Origin of the sequence: Cupriavidus sp. Met-2 (assembly GCF_049843575.1) — a bacterium.
GTDB lineage: Bacteria > Pseudomonadota > Gammaproteobacteria > Burkholderiales > Burkholderiaceae > Cupriavidus > Cupriavidus metallidurans.
On sequence record NZ_JBBHZL010000015.1, the window covers coordinates 1 to 17,801 of the forward strand.

General features: G+C 61.4%; 17 protein-coding genes and 1 pseudogene. 7 read left to right on the forward strand and 11 right to left on the reverse strand.

Annotation, left to right across the window (positions count from 1 at the left end):
* Positions 1–157 precede the first annotated feature (157 nt).
* Positions 158–373 carry a nuclear transport factor 2 family protein gene (locus tag WD006_RS25360; RefSeq protein WP_063834275.1) on the forward strand — a complete coding sequence of 72 codons (216 nt, stop codon included), beginning with the start codon at positions 158–160 and terminating at the stop codon, positions 371–373.
* A gap of 265 nt (positions 374–638) precedes the next feature.
* Here the strand turns inward: WD006_RS25360 and WD006_RS25365 are convergent, their stop codons facing one another.
* From WD006_RS25365 to WD006_RS25380, 4 genes are all read right to left on the reverse strand, one after another.
* Positions 639–983: a hypothetical protein gene (locus tag WD006_RS25365; RefSeq protein WP_029309505.1), complete on the reverse strand. Its 345-nt coding sequence runs from the start codon at positions 981–983 to the stop codon at positions 639–641.
* Positions 984–1,290: 307 nt separating this feature from the next.
* The gene (locus WD006_RS25370; RefSeq protein WP_029309506.1) at positions 1,291–2,532 is read right to left on the reverse strand and encodes a YbfB/YjiJ family MFS transporter; all 1,242 of its coding nucleotides are present in this window, start codon (positions 2,530–2,532) and stop codon (positions 1,291–1,293) included.
* A gap of 78 nt (positions 2,533–2,610) precedes the next feature.
* Complete coding sequence (locus WD006_RS25375; RefSeq protein ID WP_011518798.1) at positions 2,611–3,213, reverse strand: TetR/AcrR family transcriptional regulator; 603 nt, start codon at positions 3,211–3,213, stop codon at positions 2,611–2,613.
* A 150-nt stretch (positions 3,214–3,363) separates the two neighbouring features.
* The gene (locus WD006_RS25380; protein ID WP_375199014.1) at positions 3,364–4,371 is read right to left on the reverse strand and encodes a helix-turn-helix transcriptional regulator; all 1,008 of its coding nucleotides are present in this window, start codon (positions 4,369–4,371) and stop codon (positions 3,364–3,366) included.
* A 217-nt stretch (positions 4,372–4,588) separates the two neighbouring features.
* On the opposite strand from WD006_RS25380, the gene WD006_RS25385 reads away from it, so the two are divergent.
* From WD006_RS25385 to WD006_RS25395, 3 genes and pseudogenes are all read left to right on the forward strand, one after another.
* Positions 4,589–4,822, forward strand: coding sequence for a hypothetical protein (locus WD006_RS25385; protein WP_029309508.1), 234 nt, complete (start codon positions 4,589–4,591; stop codon positions 4,820–4,822).
* A gap of 327 nt (positions 4,823–5,149) precedes the next feature.
* Complete coding sequence (locus WD006_RS25390) at positions 5,150–6,358, forward strand: NAD(P)/FAD-dependent oxidoreductase (protein WP_011518800.1); 1,209 nt, start codon at positions 5,150–5,152, stop codon at positions 6,356–6,358.
* Positions 6,359–6,459: 101 nt separating this feature from the next.
* Positions 6,460–6,657: pseudogene (locus WD006_RS25395) on the forward strand (SDR family oxidoreductase); the annotation flags it as partial.
* A gap of 45 nt (positions 6,658–6,702) precedes the next feature.
* On the opposite strand, the gene WD006_RS25400 reads toward WD006_RS25395, so the two are convergent.
* The 7 genes from WD006_RS25400 to WD006_RS25430 all read right to left on the reverse strand — a co-directional run bounded on the left by WD006_RS25400 (position 6,703) and on the right by WD006_RS25430 (position 14,532).
* The gene (locus WD006_RS25400; protein ID WP_011518801.1) at positions 6,703–7,278 is read right to left on the reverse strand and encodes an RrF2 family transcriptional regulator; all 576 of its coding nucleotides are present in this window, start codon (positions 7,276–7,278) and stop codon (positions 6,703–6,705) included.
* Positions 7,279–7,403: 125 nt separating this feature from the next.
* Entirely contained in the window at positions 7,404–8,963 is a 1,560-nt protein-coding gene (locus tag WD006_RS25405) for a DHA2 family efflux MFS transporter permease subunit (RefSeq protein ID WP_029309509.1), read from the reverse strand.
* A gap of 32 nt (positions 8,964–8,995) precedes the next feature.
* The gene (locus tag WD006_RS25410; RefSeq protein ID WP_029309510.1) at positions 8,996–10,270 is read right to left on the reverse strand and encodes an HlyD family efflux transporter periplasmic adaptor subunit; all 1,275 of its coding nucleotides are present in this window, start codon (positions 10,268–10,270) and stop codon (positions 8,996–8,998) included.
* A gap of 26 nt (positions 10,271–10,296) precedes the next feature.
* Positions 10,297–11,763 (reverse strand): efflux transporter outer membrane subunit, encoded by a 1,467-nt coding sequence (locus tag WD006_RS25415; protein WP_029309511.1) that lies wholly within the window; start codon positions 11,761–11,763, stop codon positions 10,297–10,299.
* Positions 11,764–12,080: 317 nt separating this feature from the next.
* The gene (locus WD006_RS25420; RefSeq protein ID WP_029309512.1) at positions 12,081–12,521 is read right to left on the reverse strand and encodes a cupin domain-containing protein; all 441 of its coding nucleotides are present in this window, start codon (positions 12,519–12,521) and stop codon (positions 12,081–12,083) included.
* An 8-nt stretch (positions 12,522–12,529) separates the two neighbouring features.
* Positions 12,530–12,967 carry a carboxymuconolactone decarboxylase family protein gene (locus WD006_RS25425; protein WP_029309513.1) on the reverse strand — a complete coding sequence of 146 codons (438 nt, stop codon included), beginning with the start codon at positions 12,965–12,967 and terminating at the stop codon, positions 12,530–12,532.
* A gap of 131 nt (positions 12,968–13,098) precedes the next feature.
* Positions 13,099–14,532: a PLP-dependent aminotransferase family protein gene (locus tag WD006_RS25430; protein ID WP_029309514.1), complete on the reverse strand. Its 1,434-nt coding sequence runs from the start codon at positions 14,530–14,532 to the stop codon at positions 13,099–13,101.
* 203 nt (positions 14,533–14,735) lie between these two features.
* Here WD006_RS25430 and WD006_RS25435 point away from each other — a divergent pair, with 203 nt between their 5' ends.
* The 3 genes from WD006_RS25435 (at position 14,736) to WD006_RS25445 (ending at position 17,712) form a co-directional block, all read left to right on the forward strand.
* Positions 14,736–15,455: an SDR family oxidoreductase gene (locus WD006_RS25435; RefSeq protein ID WP_011518808.1), complete on the forward strand. Its 720-nt coding sequence runs from the start codon at positions 14,736–14,738 to the stop codon at positions 15,453–15,455.
* Positions 15,456–15,735: 280 nt separating this feature from the next.
* On the forward strand, positions 15,736–16,737 hold the full coding sequence (locus WD006_RS25440) for an AraC family transcriptional regulator (RefSeq protein ID WP_011518809.1): 1,002 nt from the start codon (positions 15,736–15,738) through the stop codon (positions 16,735–16,737).
* 3 nt (positions 16,738–16,740) lie between these two features.
* Positions 16,741–17,712, forward strand: coding sequence for a TetR family transcriptional regulator (locus WD006_RS25445; protein ID WP_011518810.1), 972 nt, complete (start codon positions 16,741–16,743; stop codon positions 17,710–17,712).
* The last annotated feature ends 89 nt before the right edge of the window (positions 17,713–17,801 follow it).

The following is a 17,801-nucleotide window of genomic DNA, read 5'->3' on the forward strand; positions in this document are numbered from 1 at the left end:
CTACTCAAAGGGGCTTTTGTCGACCGGGACTCGACGGTGTTTGATCGGCTGATTAGCACCGCCTATACGCAGCACAATCTCTTTATCCCGAACTGTCCGGAAGGCATCCAAGGCTGGCGCGGCTGATCTTTCCGCCGACTTCCGATACGAGGTTGGTATGGTGGTCGCTGAAGGCGACCACGTAATGGCCCACGGTCGCTATGCTGGCCGGGCGCCAAAGCCGATACTGGCTGTTGACATATTTCGTATTGCGGACGGAAAAGTTGTCGAGCACTGGGATGTCATGCAAGAGGAGATACCCGCTCGGAGTACAGTCAGCGGCAACGAGATGTTTTCGAATCCGCAGTCGCAGGACAAGCAGATCAATCGATGAGTTTCTGAGGCGCGCTGCGAGCAATCCTACAGCCTTGAGCAGGGCTCCGACGCAGCTGCTGCGGAGGGGCAGGAATGCTTGAGTAGGATTACACCGTGATCGACTGATGTGGAGTCGGTTGCCGTCGTTGGTCAATGGCAATCCGGTTGTCTGTTCTTGGCCGGTCTCGGCCCTTCGGCTAAATAGGGCAAGGGCGTCCCGGCGCAGAAGGTAGCTACCGACCCTTCTGGGAAATTCGACTGCGCAGCATGCAAGGTGCTGGAGATCAGAAGCTCCGCGGAGACATGCCCAGTTCGACGGCAATGATGTGAGATGAGTCGTTGAGGCGTTCGACGACGATGGTCATGACGGCTCCGCCCGCGCTGCCCGGCATGCCGATTAGCCCGATCGCGGCGGGTGCCCTGCTTCGGCTCGGGGTGGATGGCGGAATCGTCCAGAAGCTTGACTGACGGGTGTGGACGCCAATGTTTGCGATTCCGAATCCCAGGATTGCATGGCCATCGAATTTGCCGTGCCGGCGATGAGGAATCCCGCCGGCCGCGACGAGTGTCAGTGCGGCTTGCTTGAAACGATTTCCGCTTCGGTCCGCCCCAGAACTCATGAGCAGCATGCCGGCCAGTCCGATGACGGGAGGAGTAGCGGGGCAGGTTCTCCCGAAAAGCGAACGGGTACTGATGGCCGCTAGCTGGCATGGACGCTACTGGGCCGCCGCCGGCCCTGCGGTTAGGTGCTGGAACTCTAGATGAGCAGATGGCCCTATCGGGCGCGCAATGGGTCGCCGAGGTCGTGTGAAGCAGTCTCAATCACTTGGAGGGAATCCGGTAAAGCTGGTGGTCGTGCGCATGGAGGAAAGCCACACCGTACGCCGCCTACCCTGACCGAGTGCCAGAGGGCGTCTGCCTTGGGAGGGCGCGGCGTCAGTCGGTCTTCGGTTTCCGTACGGCGAAGTCGGTGACAAATGCTACTGCCATGGCCACTGCGCCGCACAGGAAGATCAGGCTGTAGTTCTCATGCGATTGCGCGAACAGATACGCATAGCCGTAACCCCCCAGCGCCTGACACAGCGCGAACGCTATGGTGGCGCGGCTCCATGCGGCGCGCTGGGCCGTGGCGTCGTGGGGCAACATCTCCTGCACTCGGCCCAAGACAAGCGGGACAATGCCCGGGGTGAACGTGCCTAGGACGATGGTCGACAGCCACAGGGCTACCGTGTGGTGGGAGACGGCCAGCAACCCCACGGCCAGGCCTTGCAGCAACATCGCAAGCCGATAGGCGTTCCTGAACCCGAGCTTGCCCCCTATGGCGCCCGCAAACAGCGGTCCTGCGATAGCTGCGACGCCATAGAGTACCCAGTATCCGGCGCCGGCCGATGCACCCTGGCCAAGACCGCGCGCGACGTAGTCGACCAAGAGCACCATGGCTGGCACCAATCCCAGCGCGTTGGCAGCGTACTGGAAGTACAGCACGCGCAAAGCTGGATTGCTGGAACCCTGTGCATGGTCGACGGGGCGGTGACCTGCCGCAGTTGGTGCCGGCATGCTGGTAGGTGCATCGGCGGTGGGCCACCCCTTCCAGCTAATAGCAGTCAGAAGCAATGACACGGCACCAAGTCCAAGCCACGTCTGTCCCAGCCCAAGCTTGAGCAACTCTGGTACCAGCGTGCCCGATGCTGCAATACCGAGTCCAAGCCCCAGGAAGATCATCCCGCTAACGAACGCCCGCCGGCCCGGCGGAATATGCGGCAGGATCGCAGTAGCCACGAGCACCATGATGGCGCCGCCCGTCAGGCCAGAAAGAAAGCGCCAGAGGAAGAACCAGCTTACTGACACGGGTACTGCGCACGCAAAGAATGCCACGGTGGCCAGCACCATCAGCAGACGTAAAGCATGGCGGTTCGACAGCCGGGTCGCCAGTGGGCGGCCAATCACAGCGCCAGCGAGATATCCGGCGAAGTTTGCGGCGCCGAGTGCCACCGTGTCTGCGGCGCTGAACCAGTGGGCCTGGATCAACGAAGGAATCAGCGGCGTATAGGCGAAGCGGGCAAGACCTATGGCGACAAGGCTTGCGCAGAGTCCGGCCAGCGCCGCGTGGAGCGCACGCGCATCGAGCGCGCGGTCCGTGGTGTCTGGCACTGGCGTGGTGACTGTGTTCTGTGACATGGGGTGATACCTCTGGGCGAGCGCCGCCCCACGCAGGCGGCAGCCGCGCGTAGAGGCGAAGCGTTATTCAGGGAGAAGTCAGGTCGTGCCGCGCGGCTTACGTTCGAGCAGAGCCAGTACGGGTCTGACGGATGCCTCGAGCAGTGCGCGATCCGGCATGACGCGAGACATCACGCGCAGGCCGATCTGTACCGACAGCAGCGTGGCCGAAACGTCCCTGGCAGCGAGTGTCGGGTCGACAGTCCCGTCGGCCTGGCCCGCGCGAATGGTGCGTTCGAAGAAGTGACCGAGTGTAGTCAGTTCCTCTGCAACGATCGCCGCCAGTTCAGGGTCGTCAGCCGATGCGTCGAGCGCCGTATTGATCAGCATGCATCCACGATGCTGCGGATCGGAGACGCCACGCTCGATGCTTTCGGCAAAGAATGCTTCTAACGCCTGGGCCGGTGGAAGGGTGCCTTCCAGTCGAGCAATCCGTTCGCGCAGCGTGTGATTCAGGTAGTCCTCAAGCGCCTGCAGGAACAGTGTGCGTTTGTCGCCAAAGGCGTTGTAGAGGCTAGGTTGAGTCAGTCCCATCGCCTGCGTCAGTTCGCGGGTCGAGGTGGCGTTGTAGCCCTTGGCCCAGAACGCGTCCTGTGCGGCGGAAAGTGCTGTTTGGGCGTCAAATTGGCGAGGTCGTGCCATGGCAGTGAGATTCTGTATCGAATGATATGAAACGTATTTTAGATAGATCGATACAAAATTCAAGGGCGATCTTTCGCGTAGAGCCTGAGGAATGTGGAGAGGATTCGATCAGTGATCTGCAGGCGATATGTTGTGCCAGTTGGATCCCGGCTATGCAAGCCGAGCCCGGCGCAAGGCTAGCGGCGTCACGCCCACATGCCGCCGGAAAACGCGCGTGAAGTGAGAGTCGTCAGTGAAGCCGCACCTGCGGCCAATGGCAGCCACGGTGAGGCGATTGAACGCCGGCGATGACAATTGGCGCACGGCGATATCGATGCGGGCCTTCATCAGCAGGAAGCCAAAGGTCTCGTTTTGAGCGGCCAGTACGCGATGCAGGGATCGCACCGAAATTCCCAGGTCTGCTGCCACCTGCGGCGCGACCAGCGTGGACTCGGTGCATCGCGAACGAATGCAGTCGAGGATTCTCTCGTTCAGCGGCTTCGAGGTCTCGTGTTTATGCGTGGCGACCTGATCTGGTCCGCTCGACGCCAGAAGAATCAGCGCACCGAGCTGGTCCACGATCAGCCGGGGCGGGAGCGGCGCATTGAGGATTGCGGTGGGCTGCAATGCCGCGATGAATGTGTTCAGCGCCACTGCCCAGCGCGAGTCAGCGCCAAACTGCCTGCCGATCACTGTGCCTGTCTGAGGGACCCACTCGCTTAGCCACTGCGGATCGAAGCCGATATTGACGAAGTCGTAGTCGAAAGCGATATCGAGGCTTAGCGCCTGCTGGGAATCCGTAATGAATGAATCCATGGGGCGCATCGAAACTCTCGACTGGTAGCCCAGGTTCCAGGGAACGTTTCGGCTGAGCACCAGATTCAGGCAGCGTGCGCGTTGTCGTGAAATCTCAGCGGCCGTGCTCCGCGCGATATGGGGGGAGCCTGCCACATGCATCACGGTAATGGGACCGAGCGCCAGAGCCTCGATCTTCGCGCTCAGATCGGGCGAATAGGGCGTTTCGAACTGGAACGGAATGATGGCCGACTCGGTGGCGGCCTGGAAGTACTCACGTCTTTGCGTCGCTGGGACCAGATCGGTGCTCCAGCGTTGTAGTTGCCCAAGCTCGTTCCCCATCCTTTTTCCCCACTCATGGATCGTCGTCGGCGTGGCTGGCACGTAGCGTCCACGCATTCTGTGTTGCTGTCATGAATAGTCAATCCATCAAAGCATATCAAGGGCACTCTGCAATTGCCGATTGACTGGAGCCGGGCCGGCGCCCTTAGCCGGTTGCATTGGGGACTTCGCGCGAAATGTGCCGCATAATCATCTTTCGCTTTTGCCCCTGCGGACCGTCTGGATCTGGCACCGATCGAACATGGCTTCGGAGGTGGCAATGCAGTATCTGAATGGCTTGGACGCGAAGGTTGGTGATGTGGTGATGCTTGGCGACCGTGAAACCGGCGTGGTCGTGTGCAGTTTCACCAATGCGGAATATAGCCCGGGATATGAGTCATTCATGAGGCGACATGCGTGCGAGGGAATCTTGATTGATTTCCCGACCTACGGGCTGATGCACTTCAAGTTCGCAGAGGTCGGACTCACCCTGCTGTCCCGGCGGCCTGGCTAGGCAAGCTTCATCCGGTGACATCTCGTTGCCTTGGCAGTGCCGCGGCGCAGGCTACCCGGTGGTCTCTTTGAGGGCTTATGCCTCGCTTCCTCCATAAACTGCGACTCTGTAAGGGGTAGTAATGATAGAGAGTCCGGGTCGACTGTGCAAGGACGACGCTGATTCCCGCACCCACACCCCGGGCTTTTCAATTCTTCCTTGCTTTTATAACTACGACTCGTAGAATCGTAGTATTGCAGTTGACACTTGTCATTGCTGAAGAAAACGGGCGCGCGATGCAGGTGCGGCCGGATCACTCAAACCAGGGATTGATGCAGGAGTTTGAAAATGTCCAAACGCATTCTTGTGATTGGCGCCGGCTTCGCCGGCATGTGGAGCGCGCTGGCTTCGGCCCGGCTGCTCGATGAAGTGGGACGCACGGATATCGAGATCGTGTTGGTGGCGCCCGAGGCGGAACTGCATGTGCGGCCGCGCCTCTACGAGCAGAATCCAGGCGGAATGAAGGCGCCGCTGCAGGAGATATTCAAGGCCGTTGGCATTCGGTTTGTACAGGGTTACGTTGAGCGGATCGATGTGGCGAATCAGCAGGTGGAGGTCAGCAGCGCAGCGGAGACATCACCCGTCGTGCTTGGTTTCGACCGACTTGTGCTGGCCGCCGGAAGCCGCCTGTTCAAGCCGCAGATTTCCGGGCTGGATGAACATGCATTCAACGTCGATCAGGTGGCTTCCGCCGCAACGCTAGAAGCCCATATCGAGTCGCTGGCGACGCGTCCGGCCAGCATCGCCAGGAACACGGTCGTGGTTGCAGGCGGAGGCTTTACAGGCATCGAGACGGCGGCGGAAATGCCTGCACGTTTGCGCGAGGTCCTGGGAGACGACGCGCAGGTCAATGTAATCATCGTCGAGCGAGCCGGCGAGATTGGTCCGGATCTGGGGGCCGGACCACGACCAGTCATCATCCAGGCGCTGACGGAGCTTGGCGTCAAGTGGAAGCTCGGGTCTGGTGTTGCGGCCGTGGACGCGGCTGGTGTGACGCTGGAGAGTGGTGAGCGTATCGAAGCCTCGACGGTCATCTGGACCGCCGGTGCGCGTGCCAGCAAGCTCACGGCTCAAGTCCCTGCCGAGCGCGACGGCTTTGGCCGTCTGCACGTCGATAACTATCTGAAGGTCAGGGGGCTTGAGACGGTCTATGCGACGGGCGATGTCGCATATGCAGCTGTTGACGATGCCGGTAACTACGCCATGATGTCATGCCAGCATGCGATGAACCTTGGGCGGTCCGCCGGACACAACGTGGCCGCGGACCTGGTTGGTGACAAACAAATCCCATACAGCCAGCCAAAGTACGTGACCTGCCTGGATCTGGGCCCCTGGGGCGCGGTGTACACGGAGGGCTGGGAGCGCGAGGTGAAGCTGGTTGGTGCCGAGGCCAAGGCGTTGAAGACGAAGATCAACACCGAGTGGATCTATCCGCCAAGCGCGGATCGCGCCGAGGCACTGGCCTCGGCGGACCCGCGTCGAATCGTGGTGGCGTAACGAGTAAACGAGGCAAGACGGATCGTCTTGCCTCGTTGTTCCTGAAGGAGTGACGAAGACCGCGCAGCTTGGGGCGCTCCCGCGGTCTTGCCGGGTCCGACAAGCTCTCGGGAGGTCAATCGTTCGAAGCATTCGAGAAGACCTTTTTCGAACAAGCACGCCCGACGTCGCTCCTCAAGCGATTCACTACCCCTGAAGAGGTTGCGAATCTGGTTGTTTATGTCTGCTCGCAAGCGTCTTCCGCGACAAATGGCGCTGCACTGCGTGCGGATGGTGGCGTGGTTCGTGCCGCTTTCTGAGCAGCCTGTCAAATGAGAATCGCCTTCCATCTGGAAGGCGATTTTTTATGCACGATTGCGCGTCCGTACGGACTTGCGCGCGGGCGGCAACGACTCTTCGGACTTCTCGCCGCGACGGTTGACGGACCGGGCCGTCAGCCATTGGACCACCTGCGTCCCGTAACTGTTGGGTGCCTTGTCGATGGCGCGATTGGCAATGTCGAGTAGCGTGTGTTGCCTGAGTTCATGCCGCATCGCCTTTTCCGCCGATTGCATGACAGCATGGATCGAGCACACACCGCGCGTGGCCCAGGCGGGTGGTGCTTCGTCGAACACCGCGCAGCGGTCGCGGATCTCCAGACAGTCGAACAACGGCTTGTCGCCATCGATGGCGACGACGACGTCGTGCACTGTGATCTTGTCTGCAGGCCGCGCCAGGCTGAAGCCGCCTCGTATGCCTTCGGTAGCGACTACGAGATTTGCCTTCGCCAGCTTGGTGAACAACTTCGCCAGATAGTCAGCGGGGATACCCTGCAGTTCCGCGAGATCCCTCACGCTAGCGGTTTCCACCGACGCCTGTGAGCGCGACAGGTAAAGGAGGCAATGCAACCCGTATTCCACACCGGTGCTGATGAATGACATGGCAACTAAGAGTTATCGAATCGTAGTTGTCAGGTTATACAGGTACACGCTGATCCGCAAGCAAATGTATGTTTGGCGAGCACCTGCGATTTGTTCTGATATACCCAGGATCGTACCGACGACAGCTAGTGGGCAGCGGATGCCGCACCGGACGCCGCGCCACGCGCTGGCTTGGTCAGCCAGATCAGTGGAACAATGGCGACGAAGATGACGGCTGATATCCAGAAGATGTCGTTCAGGCCCAGCATGATCGCCTGGGTATTGAGCTGTCTTTCAAAGTAGGCGGTCGCCTGGCCAGGGGAAAGGTGCATTACGGACTGGATGGCCTCCAGCGCGGCACTGTAGTTCGGATTACCAGGGTTCGCCTTTTCGACTAGTTGTGCGTGATGCAGTATGGCGCGGTCGTTCCACACAGTGGTCGCAAGCGACGTTCCCACCGCGCCGCAGAACACGCGGACAAAGTTCGACAGTCCGGCCGCGGCGGGGATCTTGTCTGGTGGGAGACCGGAAAGAATGATGGCCGTCAACGGAACAAAGAACAATGCTGTTGGAATGCCCTGCAGCAGCGTTGGGAGAACCAACGTGAATGTGTCGACTCCCGTCGTGTAGTGGGAGCGCATGAAGAACACCGCGGCAAAGCCGAGAAACGAAAGGGTGGAGAGAATGCGCAACTCGGCTTTTGGCATCAGTTTGCCAAGGACCGGCGCAAGCACCACCGCGAAGATGCCCAATGGCGCCGTGACAAGGCCGGCATTGACGGCTGGATAGGCGAGGTACTGCTGCATCCATTGCGGCAGCACGACCAGATTCGCGAAGAAGACCGCGTAGGCGACCGATATTGCGATGGTGCCGGCCAGGAAGTTGCGTCCTTTAAACAGCCTCAAATCGACGATCGGATTGGCTTCGGTCAGTTCCCAGATCACGAAGAACAGGAAGCCGAGTAGGGCGACAATGGCCAGGCTGATGATCACCGGCGAAGCGAACCAGTCGAGATCCTTGCCTTTGTCCAGCATGATCTGAAGGGCTGCCACCCAGGTGACAAGGGCCGCCAGTCCTATGGCGTCGATCGGCAGAATACGGGTCGTTGTCTCGCGGCTACGATAGATCGCCCAGGTGACTGCGGCAGCAAACAGGCCAACGGGGATGTTGATATAGAAGATCCAGGACCAGGAGTAGCTGTCGGTCATCCATCCCCCCAAAGCCGGGCCGGCTATTGGTCCCACGGTAGCGGTCATCGCCCACAACGCGAGTGCCTGACCGCTTTTCTCCTTGGGATAGGACCCCAGGAGAATGGCTTGCGAGAGCGGAATCATCGGACCCGCGACGGCTCCCTGAAGGATTCGCGCCGCGAGAAGAAAAGTGAGATTGGGCGCGACGCCGCATAGCCACGACGACAGGACGAACAGCAGAATCGATCCCACGAAGAGACGGATCTGCCCCACGCGCTGGGTCAGCCACCCCGTTAGTGGAATGGCTACCGCATTGGCGGCCGCGAACAGCGTGATAACCCAAGTGCCTTCATCCACGGAGACGCCGAGGTTGCCAGAGATAGTCGGGATGGCGACATTGGCAATGGATGAATCCAGCACGTTCATGAATGTGGCCAGCGCGACGGCCAGACTGCCCATTGCCAGCTTGCCACCGGTCAGCGGCGGCGGCAATTCGTTTGTCATCGGATTTGACATGATGCCCTCAGTTTGCGTTGGCGACTACGGTTTCACGAGGCCCTGGCGATTGCCGAAGGACTGGCCACCGGACGCGCATTCCTGGTCGTTTCGTTTCGCGTGGAGTTGTCGCTGTTGCTATTGCTGTTCCGGGCGATGATCCGATCGATCTCGCTGTCGGCTTCCGCACCGTAGCGTTCGAACACATCGGTGCGATAGGCGGTGCGAATTGGTGTGCTTGTGCCCTTGGCGGGGGAAAGCTCTCCGCCGCGCTCCCTGGTCTCCACATCGACCTGCATAGACAGGCCAACCTGCAGTGGGTGCGCGCGCAGTTCCACCGGATCCAGTGCGATCCGCACGGGCAGTCGCTGGACGACCTTTATCCAGTTGCCAGTCGCGTTCTGCGCTGGTAGCGCGGAGAACGCGCTACCGGTGCCCGCGGAGAAGCCGACGACCTTGCCGTGATAGGTCACCTTGCCGCCGTACAGATCGGCGTGGAGTTCTACTGGCTGGCCAATTCGAATGTGCTTGAGCTGAACCTCCTTGAAGTTGGCATCTACCCAGACTCCATCGAGAGGCACGATGGCCATGAGTGGGTTGCCAGGCGCAACACGTTGACCGACTTGCACGGATCGACGGGCGACGTAGCCGGTGACGGGAGCGGGCAGGGTGTTTCGCGCATTGGCGAGATAGGCATCCCGCACGCGCGTGGCGGCTGCTTGAACGCTGGGGTGATCGGCCACGCTCGCCTGGTCGGTCAACGCATGGTTCGAGGCGAGTTGTTGCTTTGCCGTTTCCAGCGCGGCTTCGGCAGCCTTCACGGTGTCCCTTGCGTGCGCGACGTCCTCCGCGGCAACCGCGCCACTTTCCGAGGCTTCGGTTCGACGCCGCAGATCATCTCGCGCCCGGGAAAGGTCCACCTGCCGCTGTTGAACAGTTGCAGCCAGCGTGTTGTTGTTGACATATAAGGCACTCACCTGGCGAACGGTCTGCCCGAGCGCCGCCTCGGCATTGGCCAGGGCGATGCGCGCGTCTGCGGGGTCGAGCGTGACGATCGTATCGCCCGCGCTGACGATCTCCGTGTCGTCGGCATTGACTGCGACAACCGTCCCGCTCACCTGAGGGGTGAGTTGCACCAGATTGCCGTTGACGTAGGCGTCATCGGTGTCTTCGTGAAAGCGTGCCACGCTGTAGTAGTACGCGCCGTAGCCTGCCGCTGCCACCAGAGCGCCCAGCCCAAGCAGGGCCAGCAGACGCTTGCGGGTTCTCGGCGCGCCGGACGCGGCCTTGGGATTGTCAGTGGGGTTCGGGTTGGTCGTGGTCATCATGTCACCTGTATCTGTGGCGTGGCGGCTCACCGGGTTGTGTCCGCGCTTTGTGTGTCGTCGGCCGTGTACCCGCCGCCGAGGGCCGCTGCCAGCGCAATCTGGCGGTCGCGTCGTTGCATCCGGAGCGTTGTTACGGTCTGGCTGCTGGCCAATGCCGTGGTCTGCGCATTCAGCACCGTCAATTGCGTGGTCAGGCCGGCGCGGTACTGCGCCATCGCCAGTTTCAAGGCGCGTTGCGCGGCCTCGTCGGTTCGGACCGCGTTGATGATCTGGGCGTCGACGGAACGAATGTCCGACAGTTGCGTGGCCACATCGGTCAATGCCTGGATCAGGGTGTCGTTGTAATTCGCCACGGCAAAGTCGAAGTCGGCGTAGCGTCCTTTCAGTTGCGCGCGCAGTGCGCCACCGTCGAAGATCGGCAGGTGGATGGCAGGGCCGGCGGAGACCGTGCGGCTCGCCGCATGCAGAAAGCGTCCCCACCCGAAAGCATCGAGGCCGATGGCAGCGCTCAGATTGATGTCTGGGTAGAACTCGGCTTTCGCCACCTTGATGTCGTGAGTGGTGGCCTCCACTCTCCAGCGCGCGGCGACGATGTCGGGGCGGCGTGCCAGGAGGTCTGCCGGAAGGTTGTCAGGCAGATGAATTTCTTCGGCGCCACCGAGTGCCGGCTTGGCGATGGCGAGCCCGCGGTCCGGGCCTTTGCCGAGCAGCGCGCCAAGTTGGTAGCGGGTACGCTGAATACTTCCCTCAAGGGCCGAGACGGAAACCTGCGCCGCCGCGAGGTTCGCTTCGGCAGTCTGTTGCTCCACGGCGGTATCCAGTCCCATCCGGACCCGACCGCGTGTGACCCGCAGGACTTCTTCGCGTTGCGTGACTTCATCGCGCGCAATATCCAGAAGCGCGTACAAGCGGGCGAGCTCGTTGTAACTGCGGGCGATGGCCTGACTCAGGCTCAGTCTTACCTGCTCCGCTTCGGCCTCCGTCATGTGGACCATCGAGACCGCGGAACGGAGGGCTTCGCGATTCTTGCCCCAAAGATCGAGCTCGTAGGACGCACTGATGATCGCCTTGTTTTCCGATTGCCACGTGCCGGCAAAGGCTGGCGGTATAAAGGTGCTTTCAGTCAGTCGCTGGCGAGTCCAGGAATACCCCGCGCCTACCTGAGGGAGGGTGTTCGCATTGGCGCTTTCGCTGAATGCCACGGCCGCCGCAATACGGGCACGTGCCTTGTCGATGGATGGGCTACCCGCCAAGGCTTCGTCGATCAGGGCCTTGAGTTGCGCATCGCCAAACTGTGATGCCCAGTCCGTGGCGGGCCAATGCCCTCCCTCGGACGGCAGGCTTTGCGCAGTGGCAATCTGCGTCGGCAGTGCCATCTCCTTGTCGCTATGAATGCCCGCATAGTTCGCGCATCCGGCAAGTACTGCGGCCACTATCGTTGAGAGCGCGAGCAGTGTGGCGCGCTGCTTCGCCTGGGGTGATTGCCAAACCATTTTCCGACTCATCAATTGGTGTGGTGGATAAAGTGACTGGACGTGCATCCCTGAACTGATTTCGCCGTCCGCATATTTAACTGACTGGACAATAGTTGCCTAGGCAAATAAATTCAAGGCGCGCAGCGATGGATTCTTTCAATCGGCTCGATTGCGAAAACCGATGCGCGGTATTGGCCTCGGCGGCCGATGCGCGAACGACAAAAGCGATGACAGGGCGACGCGTCGCCCTGTCAATCTGGGGTGGATTTCAGGACGGGCGGCAGCGTCGCGACATCAGGCCGGGCGGCCCAACTGCATGTCCGGGCTCCCGGTGCCTAGCGAGCGTCCAGCGGCAGCTTCACCGGCATGTTGCCCTCCGCAATCCCGTAGACAAGCAACTTCGCAGGCTTGGTGGAACTGGCATTGCGGGACACCAGGTGCTTCGCGCCCGGCGGTTCATACCAGGCCTCTCCCGCCTTGTAGACGCGGGCAGGTTGGCCATCGAGCTGGGATTCCACTTCACCGTCGAGCACATAGGCGAAGATCGAACCTGGATGTCGATGTGGCTCAGAGGCTTGCCCCGGTTCGTAGGCCACCGTGATCATGAACACATGACGTCCTTTGGCCTCGGGGATGTCTTGCTTCATCACCGGCGTTGTTGTCTCGTGTCCAGCTTCGTGCGCAAGTGCCGGCCTGGCGGCTGTCATGGTGCAGAGCAGCATGGCGGCAATCAGGGGCACCTGAAGCGCAGTGCGACGTATGGCGAGCGCTGTCATGGCGGACCTCACGCTGGTGTCTTGCGGAACGAGATCGCGAAACGGTTCCACGTATTGATGGTCGAGATCAGAAGCGTCAGGTCCACGAGTTCTGCGTCGTCGAAGTGCGGCCGCACGGCGGACCAGACTTCATCTGGCACATGATCCTGAGATACGAGCGTGACGGCTTCGGTCCAGGCCAGCGCCGCGCGTTCGCGATCTGTGAAGAAGGGTGTTTCGCGCCAGACGGACAGCGTGGCAAGGCGGCGATCGTCTTCTCCTCCCTTGCGCGCGTCCGCGGTATGAAGGTCGATGCAGTAGGCGCAGCCGTTGATCAGGGAGGCGCGGAGCCGAATCAGTTCCACCAGGGACTTCTCGAGGCTGGATTCGCTGATGCGCTTTTCCAGCCCAAGCAGCGCCTTGATGGCGTTCGGGTTGGCATTGTAGAAATCGAGACGTTGGGTCATGACTTTTTCCTTGGCTTGTTCATATGCGTGCCGGCTGGCACGCCTCAGACGCAAGCTTAGGCAATGAAGTGGTGACCTTTTAGTACCGATTTATGGCTATTTTGAGGTGACCAATTTTTCGACGCACGCCATCAACGCCGGGTGGCGCGAAGTGTTTCACCGAGTTGGGTCAGGCCACTCCGTATATCGTCCACACCGATGCCGCCGTAGCCAAACAGAATGCCTTGCCGCGAAGGCTGGGTATTGAACATCCTGGAAATGCCGTACAGGCCCACCGATGCCTGGTTGGCCCGGGCAATGATGTCTGCTTCGTTTGTATCGTCGGCCAGTATCGCGACCAGATGGATGCCGGCCACGGACGGTAGCGGCGTGAAGACGTCGGCCAGGTCACCCTGCAGGTACTCCAGCAGCGTCGCGCGTCGCCTGGCGTACTCCCGGTGCATGTGGCGCAGATGCTTGGCGAAGTATCCGTCCAGCATGAACTTGCCCAATGCGGTCTGCATCAGGGTGCTGCTATGCCAGTCACTGACCTGTTTGGCCTTTCGAAGCGTGGCCGCCAGGGACGACGGCGGAATCATGTAGCCAATCCGCAGTTCCGGAAAGATGGTCTTCGAAAACGTGCCAACGTATGCAACGACTCCGGCGTTGTCGAGACTCTTCAATGATTCCATCGGTCTGCCCTCGAAGCGGTATTCGCCGTCATAGTCATCCTCGATCACGAGAGCGCCTCGCCGGTGCGCCCATTCGAGCAGGGCAAGGCGACGCTCAAGCGTCATCGGCATGCCTAGCGGAAACTGGTGGGACGGCGTGACATAGACCATCCTCGCCTTCGACGGCAGGGCATCCACCCGCAGACCGTCCTTGTCGACCGGTACGTCGATCACCCTGGCGCCCGCCGCGGTAAAGACGCTTCGCGCGGGCGGATAGCCGGGATCTTCCACCGCGATCACATCGCCTGGCCGGATGACCGCGCGCGCCAGCAGTTCAATGGCCTGTTGCGCTCCGTTGGTAACGATGACGTCCTGCCAGTTGCTGACCACCGCGCGGCTCGAAGCCAGATAACGCGAGATGGCCAGACGCAGTTCCTGATCGCCCGATGGGTCGTGATAAGAACCGTTTCCGCGCGCCTGGATGCGCAGCGCGTGGCTAACGCATTTGCGCCATTTGTCGAACGGAAACAGGCGCTTGTCGGTGACGCCGCCTACGAAATCGAAGCGTGCCGGCATGTCTTTCCGGCTCGCGGGCAATGCCTCGGGTAGCGTTTCCCACACCGCTCCAGTGGCCTGCACGATCCGCTCGCGCGGCGGCGTAGGCGCCAGGCGCGTCATCTCATCGGACACGAAGGTTCCGTCGCCGGTACGAGACCGCAGATAGCCTTCGCCGATCAACCGCTCGAACACATCGAGCGTCGTCTTTCTGGAGACGTCGAGCTCCGACGCCAGCGTGCGTGTGGAGGGTAGGCGTTCTCCTGGCGCGAGCCGTCCGTCGACGATGCTGGCGCGAATCTGTCGATAGATCTGACCAGCCAGGTCACGGCGGCCGCGGAGCTTGATGTGGGCGTTCATCTTGTAGGCGCGAATGGCGATTCCGCCGGATTCTAGGGCTAGTTGCGGCGTTGAAGAGGAGTACGCGGCCCGAAACCACACTGGCGATGTGGGGTCTCGGCGTGTTCGTTGTGTTTTGTATCGATCGATCTATAATAATTTCGTAGCAATCGATACAAAATTGGCCGAAGCGAGGGCGCTCCGGCACGGAACCTGGATATGCAATGTCACACAAGACTTTCCTGATCACCGGTGCGAGCAAGGGAATCGGCCGGGCCTTGTCCCATCGCCTGGCGGCTGCCGGGCACAAAGTGATCGGCGTCGCGCGTAACGCCGACCCCGGTTTCCCCGGCATTCTGGTGCCCATCGATCTCACGGACCCGGTTGCCACTGAACATGCGCTGACGACACTGAGGTCCGAGCACGTGATCGACGGTGTCGTGAACAACGTGGGGTTCATCGAGCTTGCGCCACTTGGCAATATCGACCTGGATGCCATGGACGACATGTTTCGGTCGAACCTGCGGCCAGCCGTTCAGCTTGTCCAGGCGCTGTTGCCGGACATGCGGGAGCGGGGTTGGGGCCGTATCGTGAACCTGTCGAGCCTTGTCGTGCTGGGCGTTGCGAACCGCTCCGTCTATGCCGCGGCCAAAAGCGCCATGATCAGCTTCACACGAACGTGGGCACTCGAACTCGCACCCACCGGGATCACGGTGAATGCGGTCGCGCCGGGGCCTGTTGAAACCGAAATGTTCCGTGCCAATACGCCACAGGGCAGCGATGCGGAGAAGCGATTTCTGTCCATGGTGCCGATGGGGCGTCTGGGCAAGCCGGATGAACTGGCCGCCGCGATCGAATTCCTGCTTTCCGAGCCTGCCGGCTTTATTACGGGGCAGACGCTGTTCGTGGACGGCGGCGCGTCGATTGGCAAGGCAGCGCTCTAGCGCCCGGGACAGTGCCCCGTAGTCTTGCGATGGAAGGGCATGTTGCGGAGACGGCCGGTGGCACCGCCGAAGGCCGGCGAGACATCTTGGGCCTCGTTGGCCCCTTTGTGCTCTTTGGCCCCTTTGGGCCGATTGGCACGCAGCGGCCAGACGATCGTGTCATCTGGCACTTATATCCCGGTTGCGCTGGTCGCGCGCGGGCACACTGGCATCAAATCCCATGAGATGACCGCCGATACCAGACCGGTATTGGCGGCCGTTCCGACCATGAGGTCTCGCCATGCGTGCCCAATCGCCCCTGTTGATCAGGAACTGGTCCACCAGCGATGTTCCGCAAAGCCAGCGGTACGACTACTACGCCCATGCATTGGCAACAGCGATCTTCCCGATCCAGTTGAGCGGGAGCGCGCCGAGTGCCTTTGGCGTGGACATGTCCGCGGCCGACCTGGGCGGCATGACAGTCATCCGCCAGCGCGGAACCCCGCACCGTTGCTTTGCCGACAGGGGCAATATCGCGAGAGCCGAGGGGCGAACGTTCCACTTGCTTACCAGCACGCGATCCGCATGGACACTGGAGCACTTGACGCGCGAACGTCTGGGGCCCGGCGACGTCATCATGTGCGACTCGTCTATTCCGTTCAATCTCGAGATCGGCAACGATTTCAACATCGTTCACGTCGCGCTCTCGGAAGCCTGGATCCGGCAGTGGCTGCCCGCACCGTCCGTTCTGGTCGGCGCCAGGATAGACGCGAACGATAGCTGGGGCCGCGCGCTATCGGCATTCCTACAGAGTCTGGAACCCGCACGGCTCGCCGACTATCCGCTGCCACGGTCATTCATTGGCGACCACATCGGATCGCTGCTGGCGTTCCTTGCGCAAAGCAGGAGCGCAGTTCCACCGAAGCCAGCCAAAACCGAGGGTGCCGCGGTGCTGGATCGCATTCGCGACTGCATGGCCGGACAGTCGCGCGAGGCGACCCTGTGCGCGGCCGACGTCGCTGCAGCCGTAAGCATTTCGGTACGCAGTCTCCATCGCCACTTCGCAAGATCGTCCACGACGTTTGGAGCCGTACTGATGGCCATGCGATGCGCGGATGCGGTTCGGATGCTGGAATCATCGAGCTTCAGCAGGCTGACCGTCGCCGAGATTGGGCGGCGGGCGGGGTTTGCCGATGCCGCCCATTTTTCCCGGGTGATGCGTGCTCGCGTGGGGCACACGCCAAACCAGCTCCGCCGCGCGCACGCTGGCCCCTCGTCCCGCGACGATCCGAAGGAGGAGTAAGCCGTGAGCGCAATCGTGACCTGGTCGACCAACGCCGTTCCCCGAACGCAGCGACTTGACTACTTCGCCGCGGCGTTGTCCTCGGCCCTTGTCCCAATGCAGGTGGAGGCGACACACACGGGTGCGCTCGCCTCGCATATGTCGATGCTCGAAATCGATGACGTAGACGTGCTGTCGCAATGCGGATCCGCGCATCGGTCATTGCGCGGTCGCGCGGAGCTTGCGCGGAGTGGTGCACACACCTACCACCTCATCGTGAATCGACGCGCAGCCTGGTACGTGGAACATGCGGGCGCCACGCGTGTGCGGGCGGGGCAGGCATTCCTGATCGATTCGGCAAGGGCCAATCTCATCGAAATGCCGTCAGCCTACGAGGTCACCCACGTGAAGATGCCCGAAGCATGGCTGCGCCGCTGGGTGCGGGAGCCGAGCCGGATGGTTGGCCGGCCGCTCGGCGGCGAGGCCGGCCAAATGGATCATGCGCTGGCTGCGTTCGTGGCCGGGATGACGCCACACGCGCTGCGTGATGGACCGTTGCCGGCATCGATGATGATCGATCATCTCGGCGCCATGCTCGCCATGGCAAGCGGAACAACGGGAAGACCGATCGCGGCCTCGTCTGCCGCACTTGCGCTCTACAACAAGGTTTTCGCCTGCATTGCCAACCGGAGCGCGGAGCCCCTGCTGAGCGCGGGCGACATCGCGAATTCGCTGGCGATTGCAGAGAGCGAATTGCACAGTGTGCTCGCGTCGTTCGGCGACACCTTTGCGAGCTTGCTTGTCACGCATCGTCTCGCCAATGCGCGTCGGATGCTGGCGTCTCGCGCATTCGAGGCCTTTACTGTGCCCGAGATCGCGCTTCGCGCCGGCTTCTCTCGCGGCGCCGATTTGACGAATCTGCTTGAGCCCGGTGACACATCGGGCAGCGATGCCTGCCCAGCGCGGGATCGGCCGAAGCGTCTCCGATCCTCGTAGCGTCGACGCCGCTCCAATGGCTACCTGAAAATGAATCAAAAGTGGCTATGTGAAGTAACCGGGCTTCGGCCGTAAGCTCCGGCACCAGC